The organism is Streptomyces sp. NPDC044003 (assembly GCF_056435185.1).
Map to the genome: position 1 here is coordinate 217,048 of NZ_JBWKFA010000009.1, position 25,508 is coordinate 242,555.

Genomic DNA, 25,508 nt, shown 5'->3' on the forward strand with positions numbered 1-25,508 from the left:
GTTGAGCACCGAAACGCCCGTCGCCGACCGCCCGACGAGGCAGGCCCGTCCCCCGGAGCAGGCCCGCCCGGACCGCGCCCGCCAGGCCCTCGCGCGACTCGGACACGCCGTCTGCACCACCCGGGCCCCGTACCAGGCCGCCGTCCTCCGTATCGGACTGGCCCTGACCGTCGTCGCCTTCCTCCTCCGGGAGTGGCCCCACCGGCGGGTGCTGTACGGCGACCGCAGCCCGCTGTCGTACGAGATGGCGCTCGAACTGGGCCGCATGGACGGCAGCTTCAGCCTTCTGCACTGGTCCGACGGCCGCCTCTGGTTCGAGATCGTCTACACCCTGACCGTCGCCGCGGCGGTCGCGGTCATGGTCGGCTGGCGCACCAGGACCATGTGCGTGCTGCTCATGGTCGGCGTGCTGTCGCTGGAGAACCGCAACTCCCTGGTGGGCGACGGCGGCGACAACGTCCTGAAGATCATGGTGATCTACCTCGTCTTCACGCGCTGCGCCCAGGTCTGGTCTCTCGACGCGCGCCGCCGGAACAAGGAGGGCTCCTCGGGCGCCGACCGCACGGGAGTCGCCCTCTGGTCGGCCACCGGACTGTTCCTGCTGGTGGCGTTCGGCCTGGAAACGGGCTGGCCGCTGGTCCTGTGGACCCTCTGGGGCGTCCAGGGTCTGTGGTACGCCGTCGGCCGCCGGTTCCCCGACTCCGAGGGCCGCGCCGTGCTGGACGCGGCCGCCGCGATGCTGCACAACACGGCGATGCTGACGGTCGCCGTGCAGGTCTGCCTGATCTACTCCACGTCCGGCTGGTACAAGGTCCAGGGCTCGCGCTGGCAGGAGGGCAGCGCCCTGCACTACGCGCTGGGCCTCGAGTACTTCGAGCCCTGGCCCTGGCTCTCCGGGCTGCTCGCGGCCAACACCCTGATGGTCCTGGTGATGAGCTACGGGACGGTCGTGCTGCAGGTGGCCTTCCCGTTCACGCTGGCCAACCGCAAGGTCAAGAACGTGCTGCTCGGCATCATGATGCTCGAACACATGGGAATCGCGGTGCTCCTCGGCATCCCGTTCTTCTCCCTGGCCATGATCACCTGCGACGCGATCTTCCTGCCCACCGCGTTCCTGATGGCCCTCGGCACCCGCTGCGCGCGCCTGCCGAGAACCCTCCTGCCCAGGCCCAGGAAAGCGCCGGCCGCCTGAGCTTTCCCGGCCGCGTACTCCTTCCCGCCCGGGGCGGGGGCGCCGGTCGACGCCCCCGCCCCGGGCGGTCGGGACAGGACCGGGAATCCCGGGCCGGGTCAGGCAGTCGTCTCCTCCGGCGCGGGGTACGTGTCGGAGCGGCCGGCGTGCCCGGTCTGCCCGGGGACGGCGGGCGCCAGGAACTGGCGGGCCTGCAGGTTGTACGCCTCCCGGAAGGCTCCGGTGCCGCCGGCCGGGTCCATGAGCTGTTCGAACGTGCCGTGCTCGACGACCCGGCCCCGCTCCAGGACGTAGATCAGGTCCGCGTGGCGGACGCTGTGGAGCCGGTGGGTGATCAGGACGGTGGTCTGGCCCGTACCGGCGAGCCGGTGGATCTGGTCGAAGACCCGCTGCTCGGCGACCGGGTCCAGGGCGCTGGTCGGCTCGTCGACGACCAGGACCTGTCCGTTCCGGTACCGCGCCCGGGCGAGCCCGATCTTCTGCCACTGTCCGCCGGAGATCTCCTGACCGCCCTGGTAGCCGCGGGCCAGCAGTGTGTCCAGTCCGCGGGGCAGCTTCGCCACGACGTCGTCGGCCCCCGCGTAGGCGGCCGCGGCGTCGACGTCACGGTCGTCGATCGCGCCGGCGGGCCGGCCGATCCCGATGTTCACCCGGGCGGTGAACGGCCACCGCTGGAAGTTCTGGGCGACCATCGCGACCCGGGAGAAGAGCCGGGCGCGGCAGGCCTCCGCCGCGTCCACCTCACCCCACATCACCCGGCCGGTCGCGGGCATGTGCAGACCGCACAGCAGCTTGGACACCGTGGTCTTGCCCGACCCGTTCGCCCCGACGAGCGCCACGGTCCTGCCGCGGGGGATGACCAGGTCCACCTCCCGCAGCGAGGGCTCCTCGGCCCCCTGGTAGGAGAAGGTGACCTTCTCGAAACGGATCGCGTCGAAGTCCTCCGGCAGGTCCACGCCCACCTCCGGGATCGCCCGCCGCTCGGCCTCGGTGCAGAGCCGTTCCAGGTCGGCGACGAAGAGGGACTCCTCCTGGAGGTCGGCGACGCGCAGCACCAGGTCGGTGATGCTCGCCGACCCGGCCCGGATCGCGAGCACCGCCGTACCGCCGACGGCGAGCGCCATCTGGCCGTTCCAGAGAAGGAGACCGAGCACCGCGTACGCGGCGACCGTGGCCATACCGCGGGCGCCGTCGGCGAGCAGCCCCGTGCGGGCCCCCACCCACGCGAGCCGGGTCTGCTCCCGCTCGCTCGTCTCCGCCATGCCGCGGAAGTGCTCGAGGAGGAACGGCCCCACGTCGTGGACGCGGACCTCGCCCGCCGCCTGCTGGTCGATCAGGAGCCGGCTGAGCAGCTGCGCCGCGCGCGCGTGCTGGACGAACCGGTGCCAGCTCTCATACCGCGCACGGGCCATCGTCAGGGATCCCCACGCGCTCGGCAGTGCCATCGCCACGAGAAGCGGAAGCAACGCCAGGTGCAGGACCGTCAGCACGCTCGCGGCCGCGATCAGGGAGATCGCCGAGGCGACCACGGCCGTGCAGTAGCCCACCATCCGCCGGGCCCCGTCGGCGCCCCACTGCGCCGAGTCCATCAGCTTGTGGAAGGCGTCGTCCTCGATCGCGTCCATCTCCACCCGGGCGACGAGACCCAGGTACCGCTCGGTGGCGACCCGCTGGACCTTCGGCTCCAGGATCCCCGTCGAGGCGGTCGACGCCGACTTGAGCAGCGAGGAGACGACCGCCATCACCGAGACGAACACCAGTGACGGCAGGGCCGCCCGGAGCCGGTCGACGAGGATGCCCGACGCCAGCAGCTCGGTCAGCAGCGCGTTCACCGCCACCAGGGAGAACGCCTGCGCGACACCGCGGCCGATCTCGCTGACCGCCACCGTGTACAGGGCGCGCCGGTCGGCCTGCCGGGCGAGCCGCACGGCGATCCCGACCTGGCGGGGGAAGGTCACCGCCATGCGCCACATGCCCAGCTTCACCCAGGTCCCGCGGTGCTGGCTCCAGCCCTGGTCGTAGGCGAGTTCTCCGCCGAACAGCAGCCGCTCGGAGGCCGAGACGGTCTCGGCCGGGGCCGTGGACGACGCGTCGTCCGTGGTGGTCGTCATGCCGCCCACCCCGCATCCCGGCCGCGCGGTCGGCGGGGTCCGGCGGAAAGGGGGAGGGGGATGTGACGACGATCGGGAAGGGGGTACATGGCGTTCTCCTGGGCCGGGGTCCTGGCTGTCGGAGAGCTCAACGACAAGGCCGACCAGGTCGAACACATGTGTTTCGGACGGTGCCCGAACCCCATGGCAGAGCGAATACGCGTTCGTGCGGGGTGCATCGACCCTTGCGGGAGATGGGCGGTGGCCGCGCCGGCGAGTGGCCGAAACGCCGCGACCGCGCCGCGCCGGCCCGGCTCTGCCACGACTCTCCGGCCTGCCGCGCCTCCCCGGCTCTGCCGTGGCCCCGCGCCGACTCAGGCTCCCGCCAGGCCGACTCAGGCTCCCGCCAGCTCGGCGTTCGCTCGCTGCGTGAGGAGGGTCAGGACGCGGCCCGCCACCGCGAGGTCCTCGGCCGGGATGCCGGCGTACAGCCGGGCGGAGATCTCGGCCGTCTCGGCGGCGGTGGACTCGTACAGCTCCCGCCCGGCGTCCGTGAGCCGCAGCCGGGAGTCGGCCGCCGGGTCCTGTTCCAGCAGCTTCGTGGCCGTCAGGCCGTCGATCACTCCGCGCACCGCCGACTCGTCGGCCTTCAGCGAGCCGATGACATCGCTGACGAGCGCGTCCCGGTCGACGGAGTCGCCCGCGACGGCGACGGCCCGGAGCGTCACGCTCTGCTCGAACGTCGCGCCGTGGCGGGTCAGGACGCCCTCCAGGAGGGCGCGTGCGGAGTAGTGCGCCAGGGCGATGACCCGGCCGTTGGTCGTGGGTGCGGTGGTGGTCATGACTGCTCCTCGTCTCTGTCGGTGCGCGGATCAAGTGGTACGTCGAGCAGGGCGGCGAGCTCCCGGGTGAACTGCTGCGCGCGCGGGCTCTGCTGTCCCCCGAGCGGCTCCAGCATCTGGTCCAGGAGGCCCTGGACCACCGTGATGGCGCGGCGGGTGACGTCGCGCCCCTGCTCGGTGAGCGAGAGCCGCATGGCGCGCGGGTCGTCCGGGTCCCGGGTGCGGGCGACGAGTCCGGCCGCCTCCAGCGCGCGGGCGAGCTTGGAGACGTACAACGGTTCGAGCCCTGTGTGGTCGGCGAGCTGCCGCTGGCTCGGTTCGAGCCCGGAGTGCGCCATGCCGTGCAGGGACCCCATCAAGGCGTACTGGGCATGGGTCAGGCCCAGCGGTGCGACCGCCCGGTCGACGGCCACGCGCCACTTCATGGACAGGCGCCAGACCAGGAAGCCTGCCGTGGCGCTCTCGGTTGCTGAACTCACGAGAGATACGGTACATGACTACTATGTCCATGGCTACTATTTTCGGGCTCGGGGCTCGGGGCTCGGGGCTCGGGGCTCGGGGCTCGGGGCTCGGCTCGGTCTCAGGCTTCTGGTGACCAGACGGCCGGTGACGGCCGGCTCCGCGGGGGGTCGGCGGCGGTTACCGACCCCCCCGGCTCTTCCCTCAGGCCTTCTTCGCCCTGGCCGCAGGGCTGTTCGCGCCGCAGGACAGGCGGGCTGCTTCCGTCGCCGCTTCGTGCGGCGTCGCGCTCTCGATCGCGGTGGCACACTCCAGGACACCCGAGCCGTCCGTCGTCCAGCTGATCGCGCGGCCCGCCGCTCGCCTGCCGTTGTCGCAGGTGTACTGGAAGTCGGCGGTGATCTCCTGTACCCACGCGTAGTCCACGAAGGTCCCCGCGCCGTCGACGTTGGTGGTGCGGGACTGCAACTTCGGTGCGGACCGCCGGACGTCGGCGAACCCGTAGTCGTCGACATCGACGGCGTCCGGGTCACCGATGTGGGTGCCCAGCGAGTGGAGCGTGGCCTTCGCGTCGACCCGCGGGCCCTTCTCGAAGGTGACGGCGGTGAGCGGGGTGTGGATCCGTGACAGCTCGTGCGTCAGCAGGCCGCCTCCCTTGCCCAGCTTCTGCTTCTCGGCGACACCGGTCAGCACGTCCCGCTTGCTGACGTTGAACCACGTGTACGTGCCGTTCGCGCATGCCGCCTCGGTCGCCTGCGTGGCCTTCGGGGCCGCTCCGCCGCTCTCGGACGTGCAGGCGGCTGTGCCGCTGAGCAGTGCGGCGGCTGCGCACACGGAGAGGCTGGTCTTCGTGATCTTCATGCTGCTGTCCCCCTGAAACCCTGAGCCATTGGTCGATGGCTGTGTCGACCCTGCCGTCGAGGGGCTTGGCGGACAAGAGACTTGAGCCACTTCTGAGCTCGGTCGTCAGGGCTTCGGGATCGCCCGGGCCTTCGGCGGCACAGTGCTGACCCGGACCGGTCTCGTCGGCGCACCCGGGTTCAGTGCCCCCGAGTAGGTGACGGGCGCCGGGACGGTGGGTCCCGGCTCCGACGTCTTCAGCACCGGCTCCGTGCTCTGGTTGGAGCAGGCGGTTCGTCAGGACGGGAGGGCGCCGAGCTGGCGCAGCTGCGTGAGGACGTCGACGACGCCCCGGATCTCGGCGATCCGCCCGTCGACGAAGCGGAAGATGAACATCTCGCCGTAGGTGACGGCCTTCCCGGTGGGCGGCAGGCCCCGGTACTCGCCCCGGTGGGTCCCGGTCACCGTGTTCCTGGAGACGACCCTGTCTCCTTCCACGACTGTCTCCTCCACGGCGACGTGGATGTCGGGGAACGCGTGCAGGAGCGCCGCCCACACCCGCTTCAGGGCCTCCGGTCCCGTGGCCCCCATCGGTACCGGCGCGTGGAAGATCAGGTCCGGTGAAGTGAACTCGTCGATGGCCTTCGCGACGAGGACCGGGTCGCCGCTGTTCGTGGCGGCGTGGAAGCGGTGGAGCACCGCCACGTTGCTCGCTCTCTCGGTTGTCGACATGGCGGGGTCTCCTTCTGTTCGGGGCGGGTCTTCTCAGTCGTACGACGATTCGGCGGGCGGGAATGTGACACCCGCGCGGGGCCGTCGGACTCAAGGGGTGAGGCCGGCTTCGCCGAGGTGGTGGACGTCGGCGAGGTCGGCCGGCGGATGTACCCCGCTGATGTCGATACCGAACGCGCCCCCGTCGACGAGGGACACGAGCGCCGCCAGATCCCCGCCGTCGTTGGGGCGACCAGGTGCGGAGAGGTCACACCGGCGTCGGCAGTCGGCTCGATCGGCGTCGCGATCGACACGATCCGCCCGCCGGGCCGCACCGGCGGTGCCAGAGCAGCGGCGGCGTCCGGCGGGGTCAGGGGGGCGGGGTGAGCAGGGTGTCCGCGGGCGCGGCGAGCGCGGTGCCGACCGGTTCTGCGGTGTAGTCGATCACCTGGTCGGCTCCCTGCCGCAGGACCGCCTCGGTGCTTCGGGGGCTCGCCGCGGTGATGACGTCGGCTCGCGTGTGCCTGGCGAACTGCGACACGAAGCCTCCGATGCCGCCACCCACACCGTTGACCGGCACACGCTGTCCGGCTGCCACTGTGCCGTCGTGCTCGAACACCGTCTGCCAGGCGGTCAGCCGGCCACCGGAAGGGCCGCGGCGTGCGCGAGGGGTACGGAGGCCTGTGCCCGTCGCCGTGCGGCGCATCCAGGAGGGCCGAGGGAGACGATCCACGGGTCAGAGGGGGGAACAGCTCGCCTCCATGTCGGCTTGGCGGGCTTCCAGGCGGTCCTGCGGGGGTCCTGCCGACTCCGGGACCCTGGCGTGGAGCCCCTCCGGCTGGGCGCGGGCGACGTGGTGTTCCTGCCCCACGGGAGCAGGCACGGCCCGCCGGAGAGCAGGCCACCGGGTGGGCGGCCGCGCTGAACGGTCCGGCGGTCACTGCCGCTCTCCACGCCATCCACCAGGCCCCGGCCGCCTTCGCGCACGCCTTCGAGCGCGCTCGCGGGACCGCAGCGGGTGCCTGTCGGCGGGGGAGCGGAGCCGAGAAGTGTGTGAGGTCCTGCCGAGCCCGGCTTCCGGCGCGCGACCAGGCCGGGGGCTTCGTACCGGCCGGTAGGGGATTCCGGAATGTGGAGCGGCGGTAAAGCGCGGGAAAAGTCCTGGCCGGCGGGCTGCGGTTCCCGCACGGAGCGATTCCGCCGTCTTGGCGCGTTCTTAGCGCCCTGGCGGTCGGCCCGGGCGTGTCGGAACTTCGGATTCCGCAGCCAAGAGGCCATTGACCTGCGGTTCTGCTCACGCTTCCATTCAGCCCGGGAGCTCACGGAACCACCTGATCACCAGCCGCCTCGGAGGCGATACCGCTCCCGCTCAGAACCACCGCTCGCATCGATCGGAACCGCCTGATGACCGACACCCTCAGCGCGCCGCACGCGTTGGCCCCCCAGACCGGCCCCGTGCCGCAGAAGCTCAAGCGATCCATCGGTGTCGTGGGCGGTACATTGCTCACGCTGTCGTGCGTGACGCCCGCCTCCACCCTCTTCGTGGTCGTACCCGACCTGTTCGACGGAGTCGGCACGTACGCCGCGCTCACCATCGCCATCGGCTCGCTGCTCTGTATCGGCGTGGCGTTCTGTTACTCCGAGCTGGGCACCCTGATCCCCAGCGCGGGCGGCGAGTACGCCATCGTCTCCACCCTCTCGGGCCGTCTCGCCGGCTGGCTGGTGTTCGTCCTGTCCCTGCTGGTGGTGATGATCGTGCCACCGGTGATCGCCATGGGGACCGCCGACTACCTCGCGCCCCTGGTACACATCCCCGCCCCGATCGCCGGCGCCGGCGTCATGATCCTCGCGACCCTCGCGGGCCTCCTCGACCTGCGCGCCAACGCCTGGATCACCGGCATCTTCCTCGTCCTCGAAGTGATCGCCGCGGGCGTCGTCGCGGTCCTCGGCTTCGCCCACTCGGAGCGGGGCGTCGGCTCCCTCGTCCACGGCCAGGTCGCCGCCGAGGGCGGCACGCACTCGCTCGTCACCGGCGCCATGGTCGTCTCCGGCCTCGCCATCGCCCTCTTCATCACCCAGGGCTTCTCGACGGCCGTCTACCTCTCCGAGGAGCTGGAGAACCCGCGCAAGTCCGTGGCCCGCACCGTGCTCGCCACCCTCGCCATCTCGACCGCCGTCATCCTGGTGCCCGTCGTCGCCATCACCCTCGGCGCCGGCGACCTGGAGACCCTCACCGGCGGCGACATCAGCGGCATGATCGCGGCCTGGTCCAACTCGGCCGTCGGCACCTTCATCAGCCTCTGCGTCGCCCTTGCGATCATCAACGCCGGCATCGTGATGGTCATTCAGAACTCCCGCGTGCTGTTCGCCTCCGCCCGCGACAAGGCCTGGCCCGAGCCCGTCAACAACGCTCTGTCCCGCCTCGGCCGCTTCGGCTCCCCGTGGGTGGCCACCCTGGTCGTGGGCATCCCCGGCGCGGCCCTGTGCTTCGTCAACCTCGACACCCTCTACGGCGTCACCGGCGTCTCCGTCACCGGCATGTACCTGCTGGTCGCCGTGGCCGCCCTGTTCAGCCGCCGGGGCGCGCACCGCGAGGTCGCGGCGTGGCGCATGCCGCTGTGGCCGGCCATCCCGGTGGTCCTGATCGGTGTCCTCGCGTACGTCCTCTACATGCAGGACGTCGAGTACCTGCTGTGGACCGGCGGCATCACGGCGGTGGCCACTCTCTACTGGGCGCTGTACCTGCGGCCCCGCAAGGACACCCGCTGGCTGGTCAGCATCCCGGAGGACGAGCAGGTCTGATCCTGCCGGCACCATCCCACCCGAGGGCCGGGGCGCTTCTTGCGCCCCGGCCCTCCGGCGTACCCCGGCCGACGCCGGCAGGTACGACGATCACTCCGTACGGGGGGTGGACCCCACCTCCCGCGTGTCGTGACGGCCGCCATGGGCAGCGGAAACGTATCTGTGCATGCATGACCACTGACATGGAACACCTGTTGAACGTACGTCTGTGCGAGCGTTTCGGTGACGTGGCCGGCTGGACCGAGGTCACGTCCCTGATCGCCTCCCACCTCCGGGTCGTCGTCTCGGCGCTCGGGCCCGAGCATGCCGTGACCTTCCTGACGGCGGCGCGTCGAGCCCTCGATGAGGAGGAATCCCGGGCAGGAACGATTCATCTGGGCTTCGGTGGTCACCTCTGGACCCACCTCGAAGGCGTCACCTGGGGCGCGTCACCCCTGGCCAGGACCTCGGCCTGGGACGCGATGCTGACCATGCACCGTCTTTCCGCGCTGGCCCCCGACCCGCGCCTCGAGGCTCATGTCGACAGCGCACTGGACGCCTGCCGCCTCCGTCTCGTGCCCGCGGTGGCGGGGTTCTGACCGGAGGGGTCCCGTCGTTCAGCGGTCCGGCCGGCCCGCTGGTGCGGGGTGGCGGCCGGACCGGAACGCTCGCCCCCGGTGGGGCGTCGCACGCAAGCGCAGTAGATCGAGCAATCGCCCACTCGCTGATCGAAATTCGATCAATCGACAGGATTGCATTGACTCGATCACGAGCCGCACCTAGCTTCTGGCCGCACCCGACCGCCAGAAAGGTAGTTGCGTCATGACCGACAGAGCTTTGTTCGCACGGCAGTTGCTGGGCCGAGGGCTCATAGTTGCCACCCTCGCACTCGGCGGAACCACCGCCCTCACCGGCACGCCTGCCGCGGCCGCGGGCAGCGTCACCTATGTGGACTGCTCGCAGGCGGCCGCCGGGGACGGCAGTCAGGCGGCGCCGTTCAACAGCATCGGACAGGCCAACGGGAAGACGTACGGGCCCGGGGACACACTCGCCTTCGCCGCCGGCACCACGTGCACCGGCTCCCTCGCCCCGCAGGGCAGTGGCACCGCCGCAGCCCCCATCGTCCTCACCGGCTACGGCAGCGGCACCCTGCCCGTGATCGACGGCGGCGGCGCCCCGAACGCCGTCTCCCTGACCAACCAGGACCACTGGCGGATCAGCAACCTCAAGCTCACCAACCCCGCCTCCACCCTCGCCCGCCGCACCGGACTGCGGATCTCCGCCACCGACGGCACGGCGCACCGCGGCTTCGACATAGGCGACCTCGTCATCGACCGGGTGGCCGGCCAGACGAACAAGAACAGCCCGACCACCGAGGACTTCGTCCAGTCCGCCGCCATCGTCACCGGCGCGAGCGGCACGAACTCGACCCTCAACGACGTCCACGTCCACGACAACCAGATCAGCAACACGGGCGGCGGCGGCCTCAAGATCCGCGTCGGCGCCATGGCCGTCAAGGGCACCGGAGTGCTGATCGAGAACAACACCATCAAGGACGTCGGCGGCGACGGCATCATCGCCAGCTACGCCGAAGCGCCCATGATCCAGTACAACAACGCCTCCGGCGTCGGCAACGGCGTCTATCCCTTCTCCGGCGGCAACTTCGCCGGCATCTGGGTGCTCGGCGACCACAACCCGACGATCCAGAAGAACGCCGTGTACGGCATCACGCGGATGTCCGTCGCCGACAGCCAGGCCTTCGACTGCGACTGGGGCAACACCGGTACCTGCACGATCCAGTACAACTTCAGCCGCGACAATATCGGCGGCTTCTTCCTCGACTGCGACGGCTGCGGCACCATCGGCGGCGCCCAGCAGATCATCCGCTACAACATCTCCGAGAACGACTGCCGCATGAGCAGCGTCAGCGCAGGACGGTCCGCGCTGCACATGTACAACAACGTCCTCTACTGCACCGACAAGAAGTTCAGCATCACGCTCCCCGACGAGAGCGTCGTCGAGAACAACATCTGGGTGGGGACCACCGACTCCCGACTGCCCACGGGCGCCGGGATCTCCTGGCTGTGGAACGTCTTCCAGGGCGTGCCCCGGCCGACCGCCAACGGCATCGCCGGCGACCCGCAGTTCGTGAACCCCGGCACCGGCGGCGACACGATCTACTCCGTCGACGGCTACAAGCTGCGCGCCACGTCCCCCGGCCTGAACAACGGCTCCGTCATCAGCGGCAACGGAGGCCGCGACTACTGGGGCAACCCGGTGAGCTCGACCACGAAGCCGCACCGCGGCGCGTACAACGGACCCGGCCTGTAACTTCCTCGTCCGGCCGGGGCCCGAGGACGGCCGAGGCCCGAGGACGGGCAGGGTCCGTCCTCGGGCCTCGCTCACGGCGCCACGTGGTAGTACTGCGACTGCGTACAGGCGAGGCTCGGGGCCGGTGCCCTCCGCACCGACCGGTTGGCTCCTCGCCGACGTCACCGTCCCGGACGGACACCACGCCGCCGTGGCGCTCCGACAGTGAGGAATGAGGCGAGCCGCCACGTCCATGAGTCGTCGGCCCGGGGCGAACCCGAGGCCGACGACTACGACTACGCCTGCGGCTTGAGGCCTACCAGGTGACCGTACGGCCGCCGAAGGCGACGACGAGACGGCCGTCCGTGGCGTACGACCAGGTCAGCGCCCCGCTGTAGGAGGAGCAGCGGGAGCCGTTCGAGCCGGACCAGAACTGGTTGGAGCCGTCGGCGTCACCGATGGTCCGGTCGTTCGTGCCGCTGCTCGCGCTGCGGCACGAGGTGTTGTTCCGGAAGACCGAAGTGCCCGCGTCGAAGGAGAAGTTCCGCTGGGCGTTGTCGACGGAGACGTTGTTCGAGACCGTGATCGAGCCCGGGTTGCTGTTGTACGTGAACCCGTGCTTGCCGTTGTGGAAGGCGATCGTGCGCCGCACCACATGGTCGACGGCGATGTCCTCACCGCCGAGCTTGAAGCCGTTGCGGTCGCCGGCGCCGGCCTGGGAGCCGTCGCTGAGGGTGCCGTTGTCGTACGCGAGGGAGTCCTCGATGGTCACGGGCCCGATGGGGCCGGTGTCGGTCTTGGTGTAGAGGTCCCAGCCGTCGTCGATGTTGTGGTGGGAGACGGCGTACCGGAACACGTTGCCCGTGCCGACGGTGAGCTTCGCGGCGAACCCGTCGGCGTCCTCGCCGTCGGAGTCGGCGTTGTCGTGCGACTCCGCGCTCAGGATCAGGTTGTCGGACGGCCACTGCTCGCGGGGCGTGGTGGAGGCGATGCGGCCGAGCTGGAGGCCGGTGTCGCGGTTGAAGCGGGTGACCGTGCGCTCGATGACGTTGTGGCTGCCGCCGACGTAGATGCCGTTGTCGCCGGCGCGCTCGACGACGACGCCGTTGACGTGCCAGTACGAGCCGTTGACGGCGAGGCCGCGGTTGGCCGGGTCCTCGGTCATGGCGGAGAAGTTCAGCACCGGGGTCTCGCCGGGGTAGGCGGACAGCGTCTTGAGGGCGGCGGAGGTGCCGTTGTTGCCCGGCGGGATGGTGATCGTCGTGGAGTGACGGTAGGTGCCGCCGCGGAGGTAGATGGTCCCTCCGGCGGAGACGCGCCCGAGGGCCGAGGTGAGCGTCGTGGGGTCGGACTGTGTTCCCGAGGCGCCGTCCGTGCCGTTCGGGGAGACGTACAGCGCGCCGCTCGTCGGCGGCGGGGTGTCGGCGGGCGTGACGTTGAGGGAGTCGATGTTGGGCAGGCCTGCGGCGGTGGTGGGGTTGAGCCGGATGGTGTTGCTGCCGGCGTTCAGGGAGACGGTCAGGGTCTTGGTGGTCCAGGCGGTCCAGGTGCCGGTGGACTCGAACGACGGTGTCTGCACGGTGGACCCGTTGACGAGGAGGCCGGCGGGCCGCGCCGTGGTGGTCCCGTTGGCGAACCGTACGGCGAGCGTCGCCGTTCCGGCGGAGGGGGCGTTGACCGTGAACTGTGCGTAGGCGCCGACGGCGTTGGTGCCGTTGCAGAAGCCGCTGCCGGTGTAGCCGGCCCAGTCGGAGTCCACGGTGCCGCTGCAGACGGCGGGGGAGGACTCGGCCTCGTACAGGGTGGAAGCGGCGTGCGCCGTGTTCAAGGACAGGGCGACGAGCGTGCCCGCGACGAGGCTGACGCAGGCCGTGACGGATCGCAGATGCATGTGGGGGCTCCAGGAGGGAATGGACGGCGTTCCGGGACTGGACGGGAAAGCGCTTTCTCCGGAAGCTAGAGGTGTCGTCGTGGACGCGTCAATGGTTGCGTACGTGGCTGGCGTTCATATGGCTGAACATTTACGGGAGTTGGAGGCCGTCGGAACGGCGACGGCCCCAGCAACGTTCACCAGTCAAGGGAGGGGGCGACAGCAACATGACGGGGTTTCTGATCTTCGTGGGTGCCCTCGCCGGGGTCATGGGCATCTTCACCTGGCTGGCCGCGCACGTCCGGCGCCGGGGCGGCGCGGGCGCGGGCATCGCGGCGGCGCTGGCCGCCCACGACGAGGCGTTCCGCGTGACGGCGTACGAGTCCCACCACGAGATCCAGGCGCAGGCCTCACGCAAGGCGCCGTTGCTCTCCCCGGACGACCGCTGGACCCCCACCGGGGACGCAACCACCCGCCGGCCTCCGGTACTCGCACGGAAGAGCCTCCGGCACCGGATCGCAAGGCTCCGCACCAGACGCCGACGGCCGTAGCGCGCCAATCGCCACCGACCGGCTTCGCGAGCTTGTCGACCGCGCCGGCACGCCGATGGCCGACTTCCTGAGTGCACGTCGACATGTTTGGCTTCGGAGAACGTGACGGCAGGAGAGGGGAAAGCCGTGTCCGACGAGGTAAGGCGCTGGTTGGCCCAGACCGCCATCCCGTTGAACTGCCTCACTGCAGGTGGGTCAACTGCTGATCTCCAACCGCTGAAGAAGGTCCTCGACGGTGTGCGGATCGTGGGGCTGGGGGAGGCCACCCACGGGACGCGCGAGTTCTTCCAGCTCAAGCATCGCCTGCTGGAGTTCCTGGTAACCGAGCTCGGATTTTCGGTCTTGTCCATGGAGGCCAGTGCGTCGGCCGGCCCGGCTGTCGACGCCTATGTCCGCCATGGCGTCGGTGATGCCGCGCAGGCGATTTCCGGGCTGGGGTTCTGGACATGGCGGACTCACGAGGTCCTCGCCGTGATCGAGTGGATGCGTGACTACAACCGAGGGCGACAAGAGGATCAGAAGGTCCGTTTCATCGGCATCGACCCACAGCAGTGCAGCAGCTCTCTGGCCCTGATCGATTCCTTCCTCCACAGGACGGCACCGGAGACGGCACCGGACCGCGCAACCGGACTTCTCTCCACGCTCAGCGTGCTCGCCACGGCCTATCCAGGGTCGCACCCTGATCCCCGGCGGCGTCTGGTGCATGATGCCGAGGAGCTGGTGAAGTACCTCCGTCGGCTCGGCCCCGACGCGGCCGACGCGCTTCGGCATGCCCGGGTGCTGGTGCGGGCCGCCGACCTGGTGACACGTCCCGGGCACCATACGGACCCGGAGCAGACGGTCTTTGCCGCACGCGACCGCCACATGGCCGACGCCGTGGGGACGATCCTCGAAGATCCGTCCGCCAAGGTCGCCCTCTGGGCGCACAACGGGCACATCACCAAGAGCCGTCACAGTGGCGCGGTACCGTCGCTGGGGCAACACCTTCACTCGCAATATGGTGGCGCCTACTACGCGCTCGGCCTGTTGTTCGGCAGCGGCGCCTTTCGCGCCCGGCGGATGTGGCCGGGCCCGTGGTCCCGTCCCCGATCAAGCGCTGTCGTCACCAACCGGATCGGCTCTGCCCGATCCGGTGCCGTTGAGGCCCAGCTGGCCACAGCCAACCCCGGCAACCACCTCGTGGACCTGCGCAGCGCGGTCGACGCGCCGAGGGCCGTACAGACGTGGCTCAACGTCCGGCACGGCACGCGAAGTTTCGGCGCCATGGTCCCGCGCTGGACCTACCGTTTCCATCTGAGCCCTTCCTCCTTGGCTGAGGAGTACGACGGACTGGCCTACGTGGCGGTCTCGTCCGGCTCCCGGCCCCTCCGAATCTCATGAACGGTCCTCTGCACGAGCAAGATCAACAATCGGTCGCTGGACCCCGCCCGACCCCGATCGGTTCTCAAACCGTTCTTAGCTTGTTCTTCATGGTCTGATCCGGTCCCGTTCGATGATGCTCTCGGGACGGCGGACGGTTTTGCCGACGTCGTAGCGGGTGGCCGGCCGCTGGTTCTTCGAGGCGAGGAGCCTGCCGGGGCCCGGGCGCGATGGTTTCGGCGCACGGGCCGGACAGGGCAAGGCCGGGCGGAGGTTTCTGAACCCCCGGCGAACCCGGGCGGGAGTGAGCCTGTTCGGTTTCATCGGTCGCTCCTAGGGCTTGGACGTCGTTCCTTTCGTCTTCGGCGACCGTTGACGGGACATGGACCGTCTGAAGGTCACGGGTTCGTCGTGGCGGCATCGTGTTCCAAGGTCGACACGGGCGAGTGATCATTCAGCGTCAGCGCTGCCGTCGGCCGGGAAGGGCTCCGTGCCGCACCTAGACTCCCCGCACATGTCGCTCTGGCTCCTCAATCACTTCAGCACCTTCACTCTGGCCGTGGTCACCGTCGGCGGGACCGTCGTGCTCGCCGTGTCCGGCAGTGTGCTGCTGCGCCGCAGGTATCCGTCGCTGGCCCGGGGGGAGCACAACGACATGGTCGGGGTGACCTTGGGGATGTTCGGTGCGATCTACGGGATCATCCTCGCCTTCGTCATCGTCACCCTCTGGACCCAGCTGGACAACACGCAGACCATCGTCGCCAGCGAGGCCACCGACGCCGCGCTGATCGCCCGCGACGCCGCCGCCTTCCCGCCCTCCGTCCGCGCCGACCTCGACACCGCGCTCAGCGGCTACGTCCACACGGTCGTCGAGGACCAGTGGCCCCGTATGCGCGCCGGACAGCCGAGCTACGGGGCCACCGAGGGGCACCTCCGGTCCGCCTTCGAGGTCCTGCAGTCGTACGACCCGAAGTCCCCGCGCGAAGAGGTCTTCTACGGGGAGGCCGTCAGCCACCTCAACGACGTCGCCGCCCAGCGCCGTGCCCGCCTGACCATGGCCCAGCAGGAACTGCCGCCCCTGCTCCAGGTCTTGGCCTTCGGCGGTGCGATCGTCCTCGTCCCGCTGACCTTCCTCTACGGCATGCGCAAGCTCCGGATCCAGCTTCTTTTCGTCGCCTCGGTTGCCGCCCTCATCGGCTTCAGTCTGCTCCTTGTCTTCGTCCTCGACCGTCCCTTCGCCGGCGAACTGAGCGTGAGTCCCGCTCCGTACCGGGAGGGAGCGCTCGCCCGGTACTGGGATCGATGAGCGGTCAGGAGTGGTCGATGACGACCTTGCCGAAGGGGGCTCCGCCGGCGTAGTGGCGGTAGGCGTCGACGGCCTCGTCGAAGGGGAAGACGCGGTCGACGACGGGCCGCAGTCCGTGCTTCTCGATGAAGGCGTTCATGGCGGTGAACTGGGCGCGGCTGCCGACCGCCACGCTGCGGACGGTGGCACCGGAGGCGAAGAGGGCGTGCGGGTCGAGCGGCGGCGCCGTCCTGCCGGTGAAGCCGACGCACGCGATGGTGCCGGCCAGGGTGATGGCGCGGACGGACTCGTGGAGGAGTCCCGCGACGTCGACGATGCGGTCGGCGCCCCGGCCGCCGGTGAGGGCGCGGACCTCGTCGGCCCAGTCGGGGGTGGCCGTGTAGTCGACGACCTCGTCGGCGCCGAGTTCGCGCAGGCGCGCGGCCTTGGCGGAACTGCTGGTCGTGGCGATCACGCGGGCGCCGAGCGCCTTCGCGAACTGGAGCGCGAAGAGGGAGACGCCGCCGGAGCCCTGCACGACGACGGTGTCGCCGGGGCGGACCCCGGCTCCGTCGCCGGTCAGGGCGTTCCATGCGGTGACCGCCACGCAGGGAAGGGTGGCGGCCTCCGCGTACGTCAGGTGCGCGGGTACGGTCACGAGCGCGTCCGCGTCGACCAGGGCGAACTCGGTGAGCATGCCGTTCAGCGAACCGCCGCGCTGCGCGGCGTGCTCGACGGCGAACGGCCCGTCCTGCCACGACGGGAACAGCGTGGCGGCGACGCGGTCCCCGACGCGTACCGAGTCGGCTCCCGGACCGACCGCGACCACCTCACCGGCCCCGTCCGAGACCGGGACGACGTCGGGCTTGACCGGCAGGACGTAGGTCCCGTCGAGCACCATGAGTTCACGGAAGCTCAGGGACGTCGCGCGCACCGCCACCAGGGCCTGCCCGGGGCCGGGCGCCGGGACGTCGTGCTCACGGACGGAGAGGCCGGACAGCCCGGCCCCGGTGTGCGACAGGTGGTAGCTCCGCATCGATCGTGCCCTTCGTGTGAGACGGATGGTGGCTGGGGGGTTTCCCGGTGCGGGCGTCACTCGGCGTCGGACTCGGCGGCCAGCGGGACCTCGCCCGCGGTCTTGCTGAAGCCGAGCGCCTCGACGATCCGGCCGTCCGTCACCCGCATGACGTTGACGCCCTGCACCCACTGGTCGGGGCCGTCGCCGAAGCGGTAGGTCCACACGATCGTCGCGCGGTCGCCCGCGACGATCACCTCCTGCGGGGTGAACTGCGCGCCGGGGTCCTCGACCAGGGCCGTCCACCACTGCGTACACGCCTCGCGCCCGGAGACCCGCTCCCCGCGCGGCGCGGGCTGGACGCTCTCCATGACGCAGTCCTCGGCGATCAGGTCGGCCAGGAGGCCGGCCTCGCGGTCGGTGAACGCGCGGTTGAAACGGTCGATGACTTCGGCGGTGGTGCGTACGGGCATGGACGCCTCCTCGGAAGAGATAGACCGTTCGGTCTACGAGAGAAATAGATAGACCGATTGATCTACCGTGTCAAGTGCTGCAGAATCGAGTCATGAGCACTTCCGTGAAGCCCGGCCCCCGCGAGCGACTCCTGCTCACCGCCCAGGAGTTGACGTACACCCAGGGTGTCGGAGTCGGCATCGACGCCCTGCTCAAGGGCGCCGGCGTCGCCCGCCGTTCGCTGTACGAGCACTTCGGCGGCAAGGACGGCCTCATCGCCGAGGTGCTGCGCCGCAGCACCGCCGAGGACGTCGAGCGATACCGCACCACCATGGACGAAGCGGGGGACGACCCCCGCGCCCGGCTCCTCGCCGTCGTCGACCGACTCGGCCGCATCGCCGCCGACCCGGACTTCCACGGATGCCGCTACCTCGCCGCCGACCTCGCGCTCACGGACCCGGAGCACCCCGGCCACGAGGTCACCAGGGCGTACCGGCACACCATCCACGGCCTGTTCACGGACGAGTTCGTCGCCCTCGGGCACGCACGGCCCGGCTTCGCCGCCGACCAGCTGCTCCTCCTCGTCGACGGCCTCCTCGCCGCCGGCGCGACCCGCCCCGGCAGCGAGCCCGCGGCGGCGGCCCGCGACCTCGCCGAGTACCTCATCGACGCGGGTCGTGCGTAGGGCGGTGCCTTGACCGGCGCCGGCCCAGTCCGGGAACTCATCTCATGTGGTGATCCCACCACGGAGGGCGAGGTGATCGGATAGCGTGCGCGGCTATGGGTGAGCTGATAGTGATCAGGCATGGCCAGACCGAATGGAGTCTGTCAGGCCGGCATGCCGGACGAACCGACGTGGCGCTGACCGAAGCGGGCGAGGCTGCGGCCGGCGCCCTTGCTCCAAGGCTGGCGCGCCGCCGGCTGGTTGCCGTGTTCAGTAGCCCGCTGAGCCGCGCCATGCGGACGGCCGAGCTCGCCGGCCTGACCGATGCCAAGCCCGATCCCGACCTGTTGGAGTGGGACTACGGCGGCTACGAAGGCCTGACCGCCGATCAGATCCGCGCAACCCGGCCGGGCTGGGACCTGTGGCGTGACGGCGTCGTTCCCGGTGACGCCGACCACCCCGGCGAGGAGCTCGCGGCCGTGGCCGCACGCACGGACGCGGTGCTGGACCGTATCCGTCCGCTGCTGGAGGAGGGCGATGTCGCCGTGGTCGCGCACGGCCACCTGGCGCGCGTGCTCACCGTGCGCTGGCTCGGTCTCGACGCGTCCGCGAGCCGGCTGCTCGGTCACCCGCATCCGGGCACTCTCGGCTTCCTGGCGACCGAGGACGGGCAACCCGTGATCTCCGCCTGGAACGTCCCGTAGGGCGATGCGGCGCTCGCACCCGCCGAAGACGCGAGGCGGCTTCGTCGTCAAGAATGGGCAGATGGATGAGACAGAGCTGTCCGACGGGATCATCACGCTGTCACCGCTGCGCCTGGACGATGTGGAGGCACATCTCGCGGGGGAGGACGAGCCGTTGGTCCGCTGGCTCAACGGAGGTCCCGGTACGCGCGAGGGCGTCGAGGCGTACTTCCGGCACTGCCGGGAACAGTGGAGCACTGCGGGGCCGCTGCGCGCCTTCGGCATCCGGGCGGGCGCCGACAAGGTGCTCGCGGGGACGATCGACCTGCGGTTCACAGGAGAGGGCTTGGCTCCCGGCCAGGTGAACGTCGCCTACGGCCTCTATCCCTCCTGGCGGGGCCGTGGCCTGGCCACCCGCGCGGTCCTCCTGGTATCCCGGTACGCGGGTGCCGAGGGCGCGCGGGAAGCGGTCATCCAGGTCGATCCCGGGAATCCCGCATCCGCCGCGGTCGCGCGGCGCGCAGGATTCACTCCCGGCAAGCAAGCGCCGGGCAGCGGCGACACACGCCTCGACCAGTACCTCAGGGACCTGCGCGAGGACCCTCCTGGCCACGCCTGTTGAGCACGTGCCGCCGCGGCGGCTTCAGAGACTCTTCCGCATGAGGACGCACATCGTCTCGTGGCGACGGATCGACCCGTCGGGCCCTTCCTCGTCCCAGGCGTCCGGCGCGCGGCCGTACGCGACATAACCCAGGCGCTCGTACAGGGCGCGCGCCCGGGGGTTGTCCTCCTCCACGGCGAGTGCGGCCTTGCGCAGCCCGCGGTCCCGGATCCGCTGTTCGGCCGCTCGGACGAGCAGCGTTCCCAGGCCGCAGGACTGCAGCGCCGGGAGGACGGCGAGCTGCCACAGGGTTCCGGCTCCCGAGGAGACCGGGTAGTCGATGCCGCCGATCGCCACCGGCAGATCCGCGGGAGTGCATACGGCCAGGTAGTCCACCTCACCCAGCGCAGCACGTGTCAGTTCCCGTTCCACATGGCGCAGGTGGGTGTCCGAGCCCGACCAGGTGCACGCCGGCAGATCCCGAGGCAGGAGATCGCGCACGCTGAGAGACAGGGTGACGGCGGCCCGAGTGGAGTCGTCTTCGGTGTTCACGCCCTGAAGCATGCGATCGAAGCGACGGTACGGCAATGGATTTCTCGCGGCCGGCGACCGCCTCGCGGGGCCCGGTGCTATCCCTCGTGCACCCGGGTCAGCAGCTCCATCAGCTGTCGGGCCTCTGTCGCGCTGAGCGGCGCCAGGAGTGCGGAGTTGGCCCGCTCGGCCAGCTCCGCACACCGTTCCAGGACCCGCGCGCCCGCCGGTGTCACCGTCACCGCGTTCTTGCGCCGGTCGCGCGGATCGGGCTGCCGTCGCGCGAGCCCGGCGTCCTCCAGGTGGTTGAGCAGGAGGACCACGTCCTTGGCGTCGAAGCCCAGTCGGCGCACCAGATCGGCCTGGGCGACCGGACCGTACTCGGACACCGCCGCGAGCACGGCGTGCTGCGGGAGCTTCAGCCCTTCCTCGGCGATCGCCTCGGCGACCAGACTCCGGCCGCGCGCGGCGACGCGGCCGACCAGCCAGCTCGGCAAGGACTGGATGTGCGCCAGGGCGTTCGGGCCTTCCGTGGGAGTCATGGGCAGCAGACTATCCCGAATTCATTGGACTTCCCAACGGTATGCCTCTACGGTGGAATTCATTGGGGATCCCAATGATTCCGCGAACGTTCCGCACCTGGAGGTGTCCATGCGTCGTGTGCGCTACGAGGTGACCGGCGGTCCCGAGGTCCTCTTCCTGGAGGAGGTCCCGGTGCCGGAGCCCGGTCCGGGGGAGCTGCTCGTCCGGTCCGAAGCGGTCGGGGTCACCCTGCCCGCCGTACGGAAGGTGCGTGAGGGGACCGAGCCCGGCCCGCTCGGAGGTGAGGTGGCGGGCACCGTCGCCGCCGTCGGTGAAGGCGTCACCGGTTTCGCCGTGGGCGACCGCGTCACCGGACTCTGCTTCTCCCACGCCTACGCCGAACTGGCCCTCGTTCACGAGGCGATGACCTCCCGCATCCCCGACCGGGCGACCGCCGTCGACGCCGTGGCCCTGGTCCGCAGCGGCCTGGTGGCGCGCGGTGCCTACGAGGCCGGCCACCTCCGCCCCGGCGACGCCGTCATGGTCACCGCCGCGGCCAGTGCGGTCGGCACCCTCGCCCTCCAGTACGCCAGGGCAGGCGGCGCCTCCCGTGTCGTCGCGGCCGTCGGCAGCGCGGACAAGGCGGAGTTCGTGCGTGCCCTCGGCGCCGACGAGGTCGTGCTCTACGGGGACGAGTCCTGGGGTGATCCGGTCGACCTCGTCATCGACGGGGTGGGCGGGGAACTCCTCGGACCCGCCGTGCGAGTGCTCGCCCCCGGTGGCCGGCTGGTCGCCTTCAGCTCCGGCGGCGGCACGATCGACGCGTACGAGCTGCTGGTCCGGGGCGCTTCGGTGATCGGCTTCCAGATGGCGGCCATCGCCCGGGGCGAGCCGGAGGTGTACGCGCGCTGGCGCGACGAGCTGTGGGAGCTCCACCGCGACCAGGTGCTCCGCCCCCGGGTCGCCGCCGAGATCCCGCTCGCCGAAGCGGCGCGCGCCCATGAACTCGTCGAGTCCCGGCGCAACCTGGGCAAGGTCGTCCTCATTCCCTGAGACCGGGAAGGAGAGCGAACGTGCCGCTCAGCGGTCGTAGCGGCCGGTGTCGAGCTCCCAGCGGTGGTAGCCGGCGATCCAGGCGGCCAGGCCGTCGACGTAACGGCGGGCCGCCTCGCGTGCGGCCGGCGCGAGACCGAAGAGCTCGCAGATCTCCGGGACTTCAGCGGACAGTTCCACGAAGCGGTCGACCATCGCCTGGGCCTCGCGCATCACCTGCACCGCCGCCTCGGCGGGAGTGCCGCCGCGTTCTTCGCGGACGATCATCACCATATTGGCGACGTCCCCACGGGCGAGCTCCTGGGCGTACGAATGCACATCATTGGTGAACGACGGTATGTCGGCCGCCAGTTGGCGCATCAGACGGAGGGTCGGGTGGTGCAGCATCTCTTGCGGCAGCTCGAAGCCGTTGAGCCGCTCGACCATGTCGAAGAGCGTCTCCATCGCCGCCGTACCCCGGCGCAGCGCCAGATAGCTCTCCCGGTCCGGGAGCCGCCCGGAGAGGCGGCCGGCGGCCTCGGCGGGGTGGCACGCGAAGTACCACTCCCAGTTGTAGGCGGACCGCGCCCGCCACCGGGCGGACATGCCGCGTGCGCTGCGCTCCCAGAGGTCCGCGAAGGCCTTCTCGACCGGCGTACGGACCTCGGGGGCGGGGCCGTTCCCGTACAGAAGGGCCGTCAGGCGGGTGCAGATCTCGGCCACTTGCGCCGGTGCCCGACCGAGTTCCGAGTCGAAGCCGTCGTCGAAGAGGAAGTAGAAGCCGAGCAGGTCCGCGGCGAGGACGAGGTCGTCGGCGGCGGAATCAGGGCTGGTGAAAGCGGCGAGGCGGGGCACGTCCCACTTCTCGTACGCCGGCAGGGCTGTCGACGCGGCGAGACCCTCGTGATGGACGAGCCAGTCCCGGTGGCGTGGCGCGACGGATGCCTGGTTCGGATTGGCGCGAGGCGGAAACGGCAGGTCGAGCGTGGTGGCGTTGGTCACTGGCCCCCCAGGTTCTGATCCCGGGTGATCCCAAGACGCCCCCGGCGCGTTCGAAGAGTACTTGAATTGATCATCAACTGCCAGGAACGTCAAGCAGATCGCTTTCAAGCCAACGGAAGTGCTGGGTCCGGATGGGGCGATGAGGGCGTCGGGACGCGTGGGTCCTCGTGTCGGTCACGCGTTCCATCGTTCATTGCGGCGGGTGGTTCGTCCGGCGTGTGCGCCACCCGCGGCCGGGGGAGCGCGTTGGGGTTGCCGTGACGCCCGGTGCAGTGACGGTTCTGCAACCGGGACCTGCGGGTTCTGTGTCGACTGCCGATCTTGGCGGGTCGGCGGCGAGAGCGAAGATCTGGATGGTGCGCGGTGCCGGAGATGTGGACTCGGGACGAGGGACGCCATGCCCGGTTCGTGGACTGCCTCCGGGACGGTCCCGCCCTGGTCGGACGCGGCGAGGAGCTTGCCGCGCTCCGGGCCGCCCTGTCCGAGCACCGGATGGTCACCGTGACGGGCGCGGCCGGGACGGGGAAGAGCAGGCTGGCGCTGGCCGCCGTCACGCCACCTCTCGACGGCCCCTGGCGGACGGTGGTCCGGGTGCGCTGGCACGACGGTATCCCCGTGGGACGCCGGGCGTTGACGGCGCGGGTCGCCCGGGCTCTCAGGGGGGCGGACCTGGTCTGGGATCCGGCGCGAACGGACCTGGTGGTGCCGGATCCTGCTGGTTCGGGCCTCGCGGTGCCGGGCCTCGCGGTGCCGGGCTTCGCCGGGCCGGACCCCGCCGTGTCGGGCCTCGCCGAACCGGACCCCGCTGTGCCGGAGTCCGCCGGGCCGGATGCTGCTGGGTCGGGCCTCGCGGTACCGGACTCCGCTGTGTCGGCCCTCGCCGAACCGGACCCCGCACCCCCGAACCCCGTGACGCCGGCCGATGAAGTGCTCCTCCTCCTGGACGATGTCGATCCCGTGCACACGGAATGCATCGGCCTGGTCCAGACGCTGCTCATGGCCCAGCCCTCGGTACGGGTCCTGGTGACCGCGCGCCGGCCGCTCGGGCTCGGCGACGAGGAGGTGATCAGACTGGCGCCGCTGCCGGTGGAGGCGGCACCGGGCCAGGCGGGTTCGCTCGCCGCGGAGCTCCTGGTCTCCCGCGCGCGGGAGCGCGGCTGGAGCGAGGAGGCCGATCCGGCGGCCGTGGCCCGGGTCTGCCGTCTGCTCGAGGGCGTTCCCCTGGCCCTCGAACTGGCCGCGGGACGGCTGGGGGAGTGGACGTTGGAGGAGCTGGCCGTTCACCTCGAATCCGGCCAGTGCCGGCTGGCCGACCCGGCCCCGCTCCTGTTGCGGCACCGCACGCTGCGCACCTCCATCGGGGCCGTCCACGCCCTGTGCGACCCGGCGCAGCGCAGTGTCTGGCGCCGGCTGAGCGTGTTCGCCGGGCCCTTCACGGAGGCGGCGGCGGTGTTCGTGTGCTCCGGCTCGGACCTCGCGCAGCACGAAGTGCCTCCCGCCCTGGCGATGTTGAGCGCCATGGGCGTGCTCCAGGCGCTCGGGGACGCCGGCGCGGTGCGCCCGCCCCGCTACCGCATGGCCCGGGCCGCCCGGGACTTCGGTGCGGAACGGCTCGCGGCGGCGGGCGAACGGCCGGTGACACGGGACCGACACGCCGCGCATTGCCGTGGGGTGGCGGCGGTCGCCGAGACCCTGTGGAACACCGGTCTTCAGCGCCAGGCCCTCCAGACCGTCCGCGACGAACTCGACGACCTGATGACCCTCGTGCACCGCGGAGGGGACGGGACCGGTCACGCCGAGACGGCTCTGGAGATCATGCTGCACCTGTGGTTCTGGTGGGCGGTCCACGACCACGCCCGAGAGGGCAGCGACCACCTGCGCGTTCTGCTGCCCCGGCTGGGCGCCGACAGCCCGCTCCTGGCACGGGGCCGATGGCTCGCGGCCTGGCTCAGCGCCGCGTGGGACCCGCGCACGGCGCACCACCTGCTGTCCCTCGCCTGGCCGGCGGCCGTGCTCGCCGGTGACGACGCCCTCCTCGGCCGGATCGCCCACGTGCACGGGACGCTGGCGTGGCAGCGGCGGGACCCGGAGGTGGCCGCCGAGTACTACCGGCAGGCAGCGGACATCACGCCGAGCGGCGCCCCCGGAGGCCCGCCGCCCACCGTGAGTCTGGCCGCCCTGGCCGTGATCGAGGCCCACCGCACCCCCGCGGCGGCGGCGCGCACCGCCCGCCGGGCACTCGCGCAGCCGAGCTGCGCGAACGACGCCTGGGCCACGGCGCTCGCCCACTACGCCCGCGCCTTCGCCGACCACCGCGCCGGGCGGACGAGCCGCGCCCGGCACCGTGCCCGGCGCGCGCTCGCGGACCTAGAAGCCCGGCTCGACGCCCCGCAGGCCCGCCGCGCCCTGCTCCTTCTCCTCACCGCCCTCGACCTGGCCGCGACGGCGACCGGCGCGTCGACGCCACACCCGCGCCCGCACCTCCCCGGGCCCCGGGACGGGGCGCAGACCCCGCCGACGACGGCGAGCCTGGCCCAGCGGTGACAGCGCGCCGTCAGTGACGGCGAGTCCTGGATGACCCCGTGCCATCAGTGTCGGCGAGTCCCGGATCACCCGCGCCATCAGTGACGGCGAGTCCCGGATCACCCGCGCCGTCAGCGACAGCGAGTCCTGGATGACCCCGCGCCATCAGTGGGGGTCAGTCCCGGCTGACAG

25 protein-coding genes and 1 pseudogene are annotated in these 25,508 nt (G+C 71.1%); 13 read left to right on the forward strand and 13 right to left on the reverse strand.

Annotated features, from left to right (window positions below; translation table 11 throughout):
* The first annotated feature begins 1 nt into the window (after nucleotide 1).
* Complete coding sequence (locus AC07AW_RS31155) at nucleotides 2-1,192, forward strand: HTTM domain-containing protein (RefSeq protein ID WP_478818801.1); 1,191 nt, start codon at nucleotides 2-4, stop codon at nucleotides 1,190-1,192.
* A 98-nt stretch (nucleotides 1,193-1,290) separates the two neighbouring features.
* On the opposite strand, the gene AC07AW_RS31160 is transcribed toward AC07AW_RS31155, so the two are convergent.
* The 6 genes from AC07AW_RS31160 to AC07AW_RS31185 all read right to left on the reverse strand — a co-directional run bounded on the left by AC07AW_RS31160 (nucleotide 1,291) and on the right by AC07AW_RS31185 (nucleotide 6,675).
* Nucleotides 1,291-3,303, reverse strand: a complete 2,013-nt coding sequence (locus AC07AW_RS31160; protein ID WP_478818802.1) for an ATP-binding cassette domain-containing protein — start codon at nucleotides 3,301-3,303, stop codon at nucleotides 1,291-1,293.
* Between the two features lie 374 nt (nucleotides 3,304-3,677).
* The gene (locus AC07AW_RS31165; RefSeq protein ID WP_478818803.1) at nucleotides 3,678-4,124 is read right to left on the reverse strand and encodes a MarR family winged helix-turn-helix transcriptional regulator; all 447 of its coding nucleotides are present in this window, start codon (nucleotides 4,122-4,124) and stop codon (nucleotides 3,678-3,680) included.
* A complete protein-coding gene (locus AC07AW_RS31170) occupies nucleotides 4,121-4,603 on the reverse strand; it encodes a MarR family winged helix-turn-helix transcriptional regulator (RefSeq protein WP_478818804.1) in 483 nt (160 codons plus the stop codon). The genes AC07AW_RS31165 and AC07AW_RS31170 overlap by 4 nt, the downstream gene beginning before the upstream one ends.
* Nucleotides 4,604-4,787: 184 nt before the next feature.
* Nucleotides 4,788-5,444 (reverse strand): hypothetical protein, encoded by a 657-nt coding sequence (locus tag AC07AW_RS31175; RefSeq protein ID WP_478818805.1) that lies wholly within the window; start codon nucleotides 5,442-5,444, stop codon nucleotides 4,788-4,790.
* A 276-nt stretch (nucleotides 5,445-5,720) separates the two neighbouring features.
* Entirely contained in the window at nucleotides 5,721-6,155 is a 435-nt protein-coding gene (locus AC07AW_RS31180; RefSeq protein WP_478818806.1) for an ester cyclase, read from the reverse strand.
* Between the two features lie 349 nt (nucleotides 6,156-6,504).
* On the reverse strand, nucleotides 6,505-6,675 hold the full coding sequence (locus AC07AW_RS31185; protein ID WP_478818807.1) for a hypothetical protein: 171 nt from the start codon (nucleotides 6,673-6,675) through the stop codon (nucleotides 6,505-6,507).
* 66 nt (nucleotides 6,676-6,741) lie between these two features.
* Between AC07AW_RS31185 and AC07AW_RS31190 the strand changes: the two genes are divergently transcribed.
* The 4 genes from AC07AW_RS31190 to AC07AW_RS31205 all read left to right on the forward strand — a co-directional run bounded on the left by AC07AW_RS31190 (nucleotide 6,742) and on the right by AC07AW_RS31205 (nucleotide 11,246).
* Nucleotides 6,742-7,059 (forward strand): cupin domain-containing protein, encoded by a 318-nt coding sequence (locus AC07AW_RS31190; RefSeq protein WP_478818808.1) that lies wholly within the window; start codon nucleotides 6,742-6,744, stop codon nucleotides 7,057-7,059.
* Between the two features lie 479 nt (nucleotides 7,060-7,538).
* The gene (locus AC07AW_RS31195) at nucleotides 7,539-8,936 is read left to right on the forward strand and encodes an APC family permease (protein ID WP_478818809.1); all 1,398 of its coding nucleotides are present in this window, start codon (nucleotides 7,539-7,541) and stop codon (nucleotides 8,934-8,936) included.
* 170 nt (nucleotides 8,937-9,106) lie between these two features.
* Nucleotides 9,107-9,514 (forward strand): hypothetical protein, encoded by a 408-nt coding sequence (locus tag AC07AW_RS31200; protein ID WP_478818810.1) that lies wholly within the window; start codon nucleotides 9,107-9,109, stop codon nucleotides 9,512-9,514.
* A gap of 223 nt (nucleotides 9,515-9,737) precedes the next feature.
* Nucleotides 9,738-11,246, forward strand: coding sequence for a right-handed parallel beta-helix repeat-containing protein (locus AC07AW_RS31205; protein WP_478818811.1), 1,509 nt, complete (start codon nucleotides 9,738-9,740; stop codon nucleotides 11,244-11,246).
* Nucleotides 11,247-11,541: 295 nt separating this feature from the next.
* On the opposite strand, the gene AC07AW_RS31210 is transcribed toward AC07AW_RS31205, so the two are convergent.
* Nucleotides 11,542-13,116 (reverse strand): carbohydrate-binding protein, encoded by a 1,575-nt coding sequence (locus AC07AW_RS31210; protein ID WP_478818812.1) that lies wholly within the window; start codon nucleotides 13,114-13,116, stop codon nucleotides 11,542-11,544.
* A 206-nt stretch (nucleotides 13,117-13,322) separates the two neighbouring features.
* On the opposite strand from AC07AW_RS31210, the gene AC07AW_RS31215 reads away from it, so the two are divergent.
* A complete protein-coding gene (locus AC07AW_RS31215; protein ID WP_478818813.1) occupies nucleotides 13,323-13,646 on the forward strand; it encodes a hypothetical protein in 324 nt (107 codons plus the stop codon).
* Between the two features lie 126 nt (nucleotides 13,647-13,772).
* Nucleotides 13,773-15,026, forward strand: coding sequence for an erythromycin esterase family protein (locus AC07AW_RS31220; protein WP_478818814.1), 1,254 nt, complete (start codon nucleotides 13,773-13,775; stop codon nucleotides 15,024-15,026).
* An 87-nt stretch (nucleotides 15,027-15,113) separates the two neighbouring features.
* Here AC07AW_RS31220 and AC07AW_RS31225 read toward each other — a convergent pair.
* Nucleotides 15,114-15,338 (reverse strand): annotated as a pseudogene (locus tag AC07AW_RS31225) (NF041680 family putative transposase); the annotation flags it as partial.
* Nucleotides 15,339-15,519: 181 nt separating this feature from the next.
* Between AC07AW_RS31225 and AC07AW_RS31230 the strand changes: the two are divergent.
* Nucleotides 15,520-16,311 (forward strand): bestrophin-like domain, encoded by a 792-nt coding sequence (locus AC07AW_RS31230; RefSeq protein WP_478818815.1) that lies wholly within the window; start codon nucleotides 15,520-15,522, stop codon nucleotides 16,309-16,311.
* Nucleotides 16,312-16,315: 4 nt separating this feature from the next.
* On the opposite strand, the gene AC07AW_RS31235 is transcribed toward AC07AW_RS31230, so the two are convergent.
* Nucleotides 16,316-17,326: a zinc-dependent alcohol dehydrogenase family protein gene (locus tag AC07AW_RS31235; protein WP_478818816.1), complete on the reverse strand. Its 1,011-nt coding sequence runs from the start codon at nucleotides 17,324-17,326 to the stop codon at nucleotides 16,316-16,318.
* 56 nt (nucleotides 17,327-17,382) lie between these two features.
* On the reverse strand, nucleotides 17,383-17,778 hold the full coding sequence (locus tag AC07AW_RS31240) for a nuclear transport factor 2 family protein (protein WP_478818817.1): 396 nt from the start codon (nucleotides 17,776-17,778) through the stop codon (nucleotides 17,383-17,385).
* A 92-nt stretch (nucleotides 17,779-17,870) separates the two neighbouring features.
* Here AC07AW_RS31240 and AC07AW_RS31245 point away from each other — a divergent pair, with 92 nt between their 5' ends.
* The 3 genes from AC07AW_RS31245 to AC07AW_RS31255 all read left to right on the forward strand — a co-directional run bounded on the left by AC07AW_RS31245 (nucleotide 17,871) and on the right by AC07AW_RS31255 (nucleotide 19,727).
* Nucleotides 17,871-18,443, forward strand: coding sequence for a TetR/AcrR family transcriptional regulator (locus AC07AW_RS31245; protein ID WP_478818818.1), 573 nt, complete (start codon nucleotides 17,871-17,873; stop codon nucleotides 18,441-18,443).
* Nucleotides 18,444-18,538: 95 nt separating this feature from the next.
* Complete coding sequence (locus tag AC07AW_RS31250; RefSeq protein WP_478818819.1) at nucleotides 18,539-19,126, forward strand: histidine phosphatase family protein; 588 nt, start codon at nucleotides 18,539-18,541, stop codon at nucleotides 19,124-19,126.
* Nucleotides 19,127-19,187: 61 nt separating this feature from the next.
* Nucleotides 19,188-19,727 carry a GNAT family N-acetyltransferase gene (locus AC07AW_RS31255; RefSeq protein WP_478818820.1) on the forward strand — a complete coding sequence of 180 codons (540 nt, stop codon included), beginning with the start codon at nucleotides 19,188-19,190 and terminating at the stop codon, nucleotides 19,725-19,727.
* Between the two features lie 21 nt (nucleotides 19,728-19,748).
* On the opposite strand, the gene AC07AW_RS31260 is transcribed toward AC07AW_RS31255, so the two are convergent.
* Complete coding sequence (locus AC07AW_RS31260; RefSeq protein ID WP_478818821.1) at nucleotides 19,749-20,270, reverse strand: GNAT family N-acetyltransferase; 522 nt, start codon at nucleotides 20,268-20,270, stop codon at nucleotides 19,749-19,751.
* A 65-nt stretch (nucleotides 20,271-20,335) separates the two neighbouring features.
* Nucleotides 20,336-20,779 (reverse strand): MarR family winged helix-turn-helix transcriptional regulator, encoded by a 444-nt coding sequence (locus tag AC07AW_RS31265; protein ID WP_478818822.1) that lies wholly within the window; start codon nucleotides 20,777-20,779, stop codon nucleotides 20,336-20,338.
* Nucleotides 20,780-20,888: 109 nt separating this feature from the next.
* Between AC07AW_RS31265 and AC07AW_RS31270 the strand changes: the two genes are divergently transcribed.
* Nucleotides 20,889-21,812: a quinone oxidoreductase family protein gene (locus tag AC07AW_RS31270; protein ID WP_478818823.1), complete on the forward strand. Its 924-nt coding sequence runs from the start codon at nucleotides 20,889-20,891 to the stop codon at nucleotides 21,810-21,812.
* Between the two features lie 27 nt (nucleotides 21,813-21,839).
* On the opposite strand, the gene AC07AW_RS31275 is transcribed toward AC07AW_RS31270, so the two are convergent.
* Nucleotides 21,840-22,793: a terpene synthase family protein gene (locus tag AC07AW_RS31275; RefSeq protein ID WP_478818824.1), complete on the reverse strand. Its 954-nt coding sequence runs from the start codon at nucleotides 22,791-22,793 to the stop codon at nucleotides 21,840-21,842.
* A 372-nt stretch (nucleotides 22,794-23,165) separates the two neighbouring features.
* Here AC07AW_RS31275 and AC07AW_RS31280 point away from each other — a divergent pair, with 372 nt between their 5' ends.
* Nucleotides 23,166-25,337 carry an AAA family ATPase gene (locus tag AC07AW_RS31280; protein ID WP_478818825.1) on the forward strand — a complete coding sequence of 724 codons (2,172 nt, stop codon included), beginning with the start codon at nucleotides 23,166-23,168 and terminating at the stop codon, nucleotides 25,335-25,337.
* Nucleotides 25,338-25,508: the final 171 nt, after the last annotated feature.

Excerpts from the sequence above, each read along its gene's own strand:
- AC07AW_RS31160 (WP_478818802.1), bottom strand. The coding sequence starts at position 3,303 with ATGACGACCACCACGGACGACGCGTCGTCCACGGCCCCGGCCGAGACC.
- AC07AW_RS31165 (WP_478818803.1), bottom strand. The coding sequence starts at position 4,124 with ATGACCACCACCGCACCCACGACCAACGGCCGGGTCATCGCCCTGGCG.
- AC07AW_RS31175 (WP_478818805.1), bottom strand. The coding sequence starts at position 5,444 with ATGAAGATCACGAAGACCAGCCTCTCCGTGTGCGCAGCCGCCGCACTG.
- AC07AW_RS31180 (WP_478818806.1), bottom strand. The coding sequence starts at position 6,155 with ATGTCGACAACCGAGAGAGCGAGCAACGTGGCGGTGCTCCACCGCTTC.
- AC07AW_RS31195 (WP_478818809.1), top strand. The coding sequence starts at position 7,539 with ATGACCGACACCCTCAGCGCGCCGCACGCGTTGGCCCCCCAGACCGGC.
- AC07AW_RS31200 (WP_478818810.1), top strand. The coding sequence starts at position 9,107 with ATGACCACTGACATGGAACACCTGTTGAACGTACGTCTGTGCGAGCGT.
- AC07AW_RS31205 (WP_478818811.1), top strand. The coding sequence starts at position 9,738 with ATGACCGACAGAGCTTTGTTCGCACGGCAGTTGCTGGGCCGAGGGCTC.
- AC07AW_RS31210 (WP_478818812.1), bottom strand. The coding sequence starts at position 13,116 with ATGCATCTGCGATCCGTCACGGCCTGCGTCAGCCTCGTCGCGGGCACG.
- AC07AW_RS31215 (WP_478818813.1), top strand. The coding sequence starts at position 13,323 with ATGACGGGGTTTCTGATCTTCGTGGGTGCCCTCGCCGGGGTCATGGGC.
- AC07AW_RS31230 (WP_478818815.1), top strand. The coding sequence starts at position 15,520 with ATGTCGCTCTGGCTCCTCAATCACTTCAGCACCTTCACTCTGGCCGTG.
- AC07AW_RS31235 (WP_478818816.1), bottom strand. The coding sequence starts at position 17,326 with ATGCGGAGCTACCACCTGTCGCACACCGGGGCCGGGCTGTCCGGCCTC.
- AC07AW_RS31240 (WP_478818817.1), bottom strand. The coding sequence starts at position 17,778 with ATGCCCGTACGCACCACCGCCGAAGTCATCGACCGTTTCAACCGCGCG.
- AC07AW_RS31245 (WP_478818818.1), top strand. The coding sequence starts at position 17,871 with ATGAGCACTTCCGTGAAGCCCGGCCCCCGCGAGCGACTCCTGCTCACC.
- AC07AW_RS31250 (WP_478818819.1), top strand. The coding sequence starts at position 18,539 with ATGGGTGAGCTGATAGTGATCAGGCATGGCCAGACCGAATGGAGTCTG.
- AC07AW_RS31255 (WP_478818820.1), top strand. The coding sequence starts at position 19,188 with ATGGATGAGACAGAGCTGTCCGACGGGATCATCACGCTGTCACCGCTG.
- AC07AW_RS31260 (WP_478818821.1), bottom strand. The coding sequence starts at position 20,270 with ATGCTTCAGGGCGTGAACACCGAAGACGACTCCACTCGGGCCGCCGTC.
- AC07AW_RS31265 (WP_478818822.1), bottom strand. The coding sequence starts at position 20,779 with ATGACTCCCACGGAAGGCCCGAACGCCCTGGCGCACATCCAGTCCTTG.
- AC07AW_RS31270 (WP_478818823.1), top strand. The coding sequence starts at position 20,889 with ATGCGTCGTGTGCGCTACGAGGTGACCGGCGGTCCCGAGGTCCTCTTC.
- AC07AW_RS31280 (WP_478818825.1), top strand. The coding sequence starts at position 23,166 with ATGTGGACTCGGGACGAGGGACGCCATGCCCGGTTCGTGGACTGCCTC.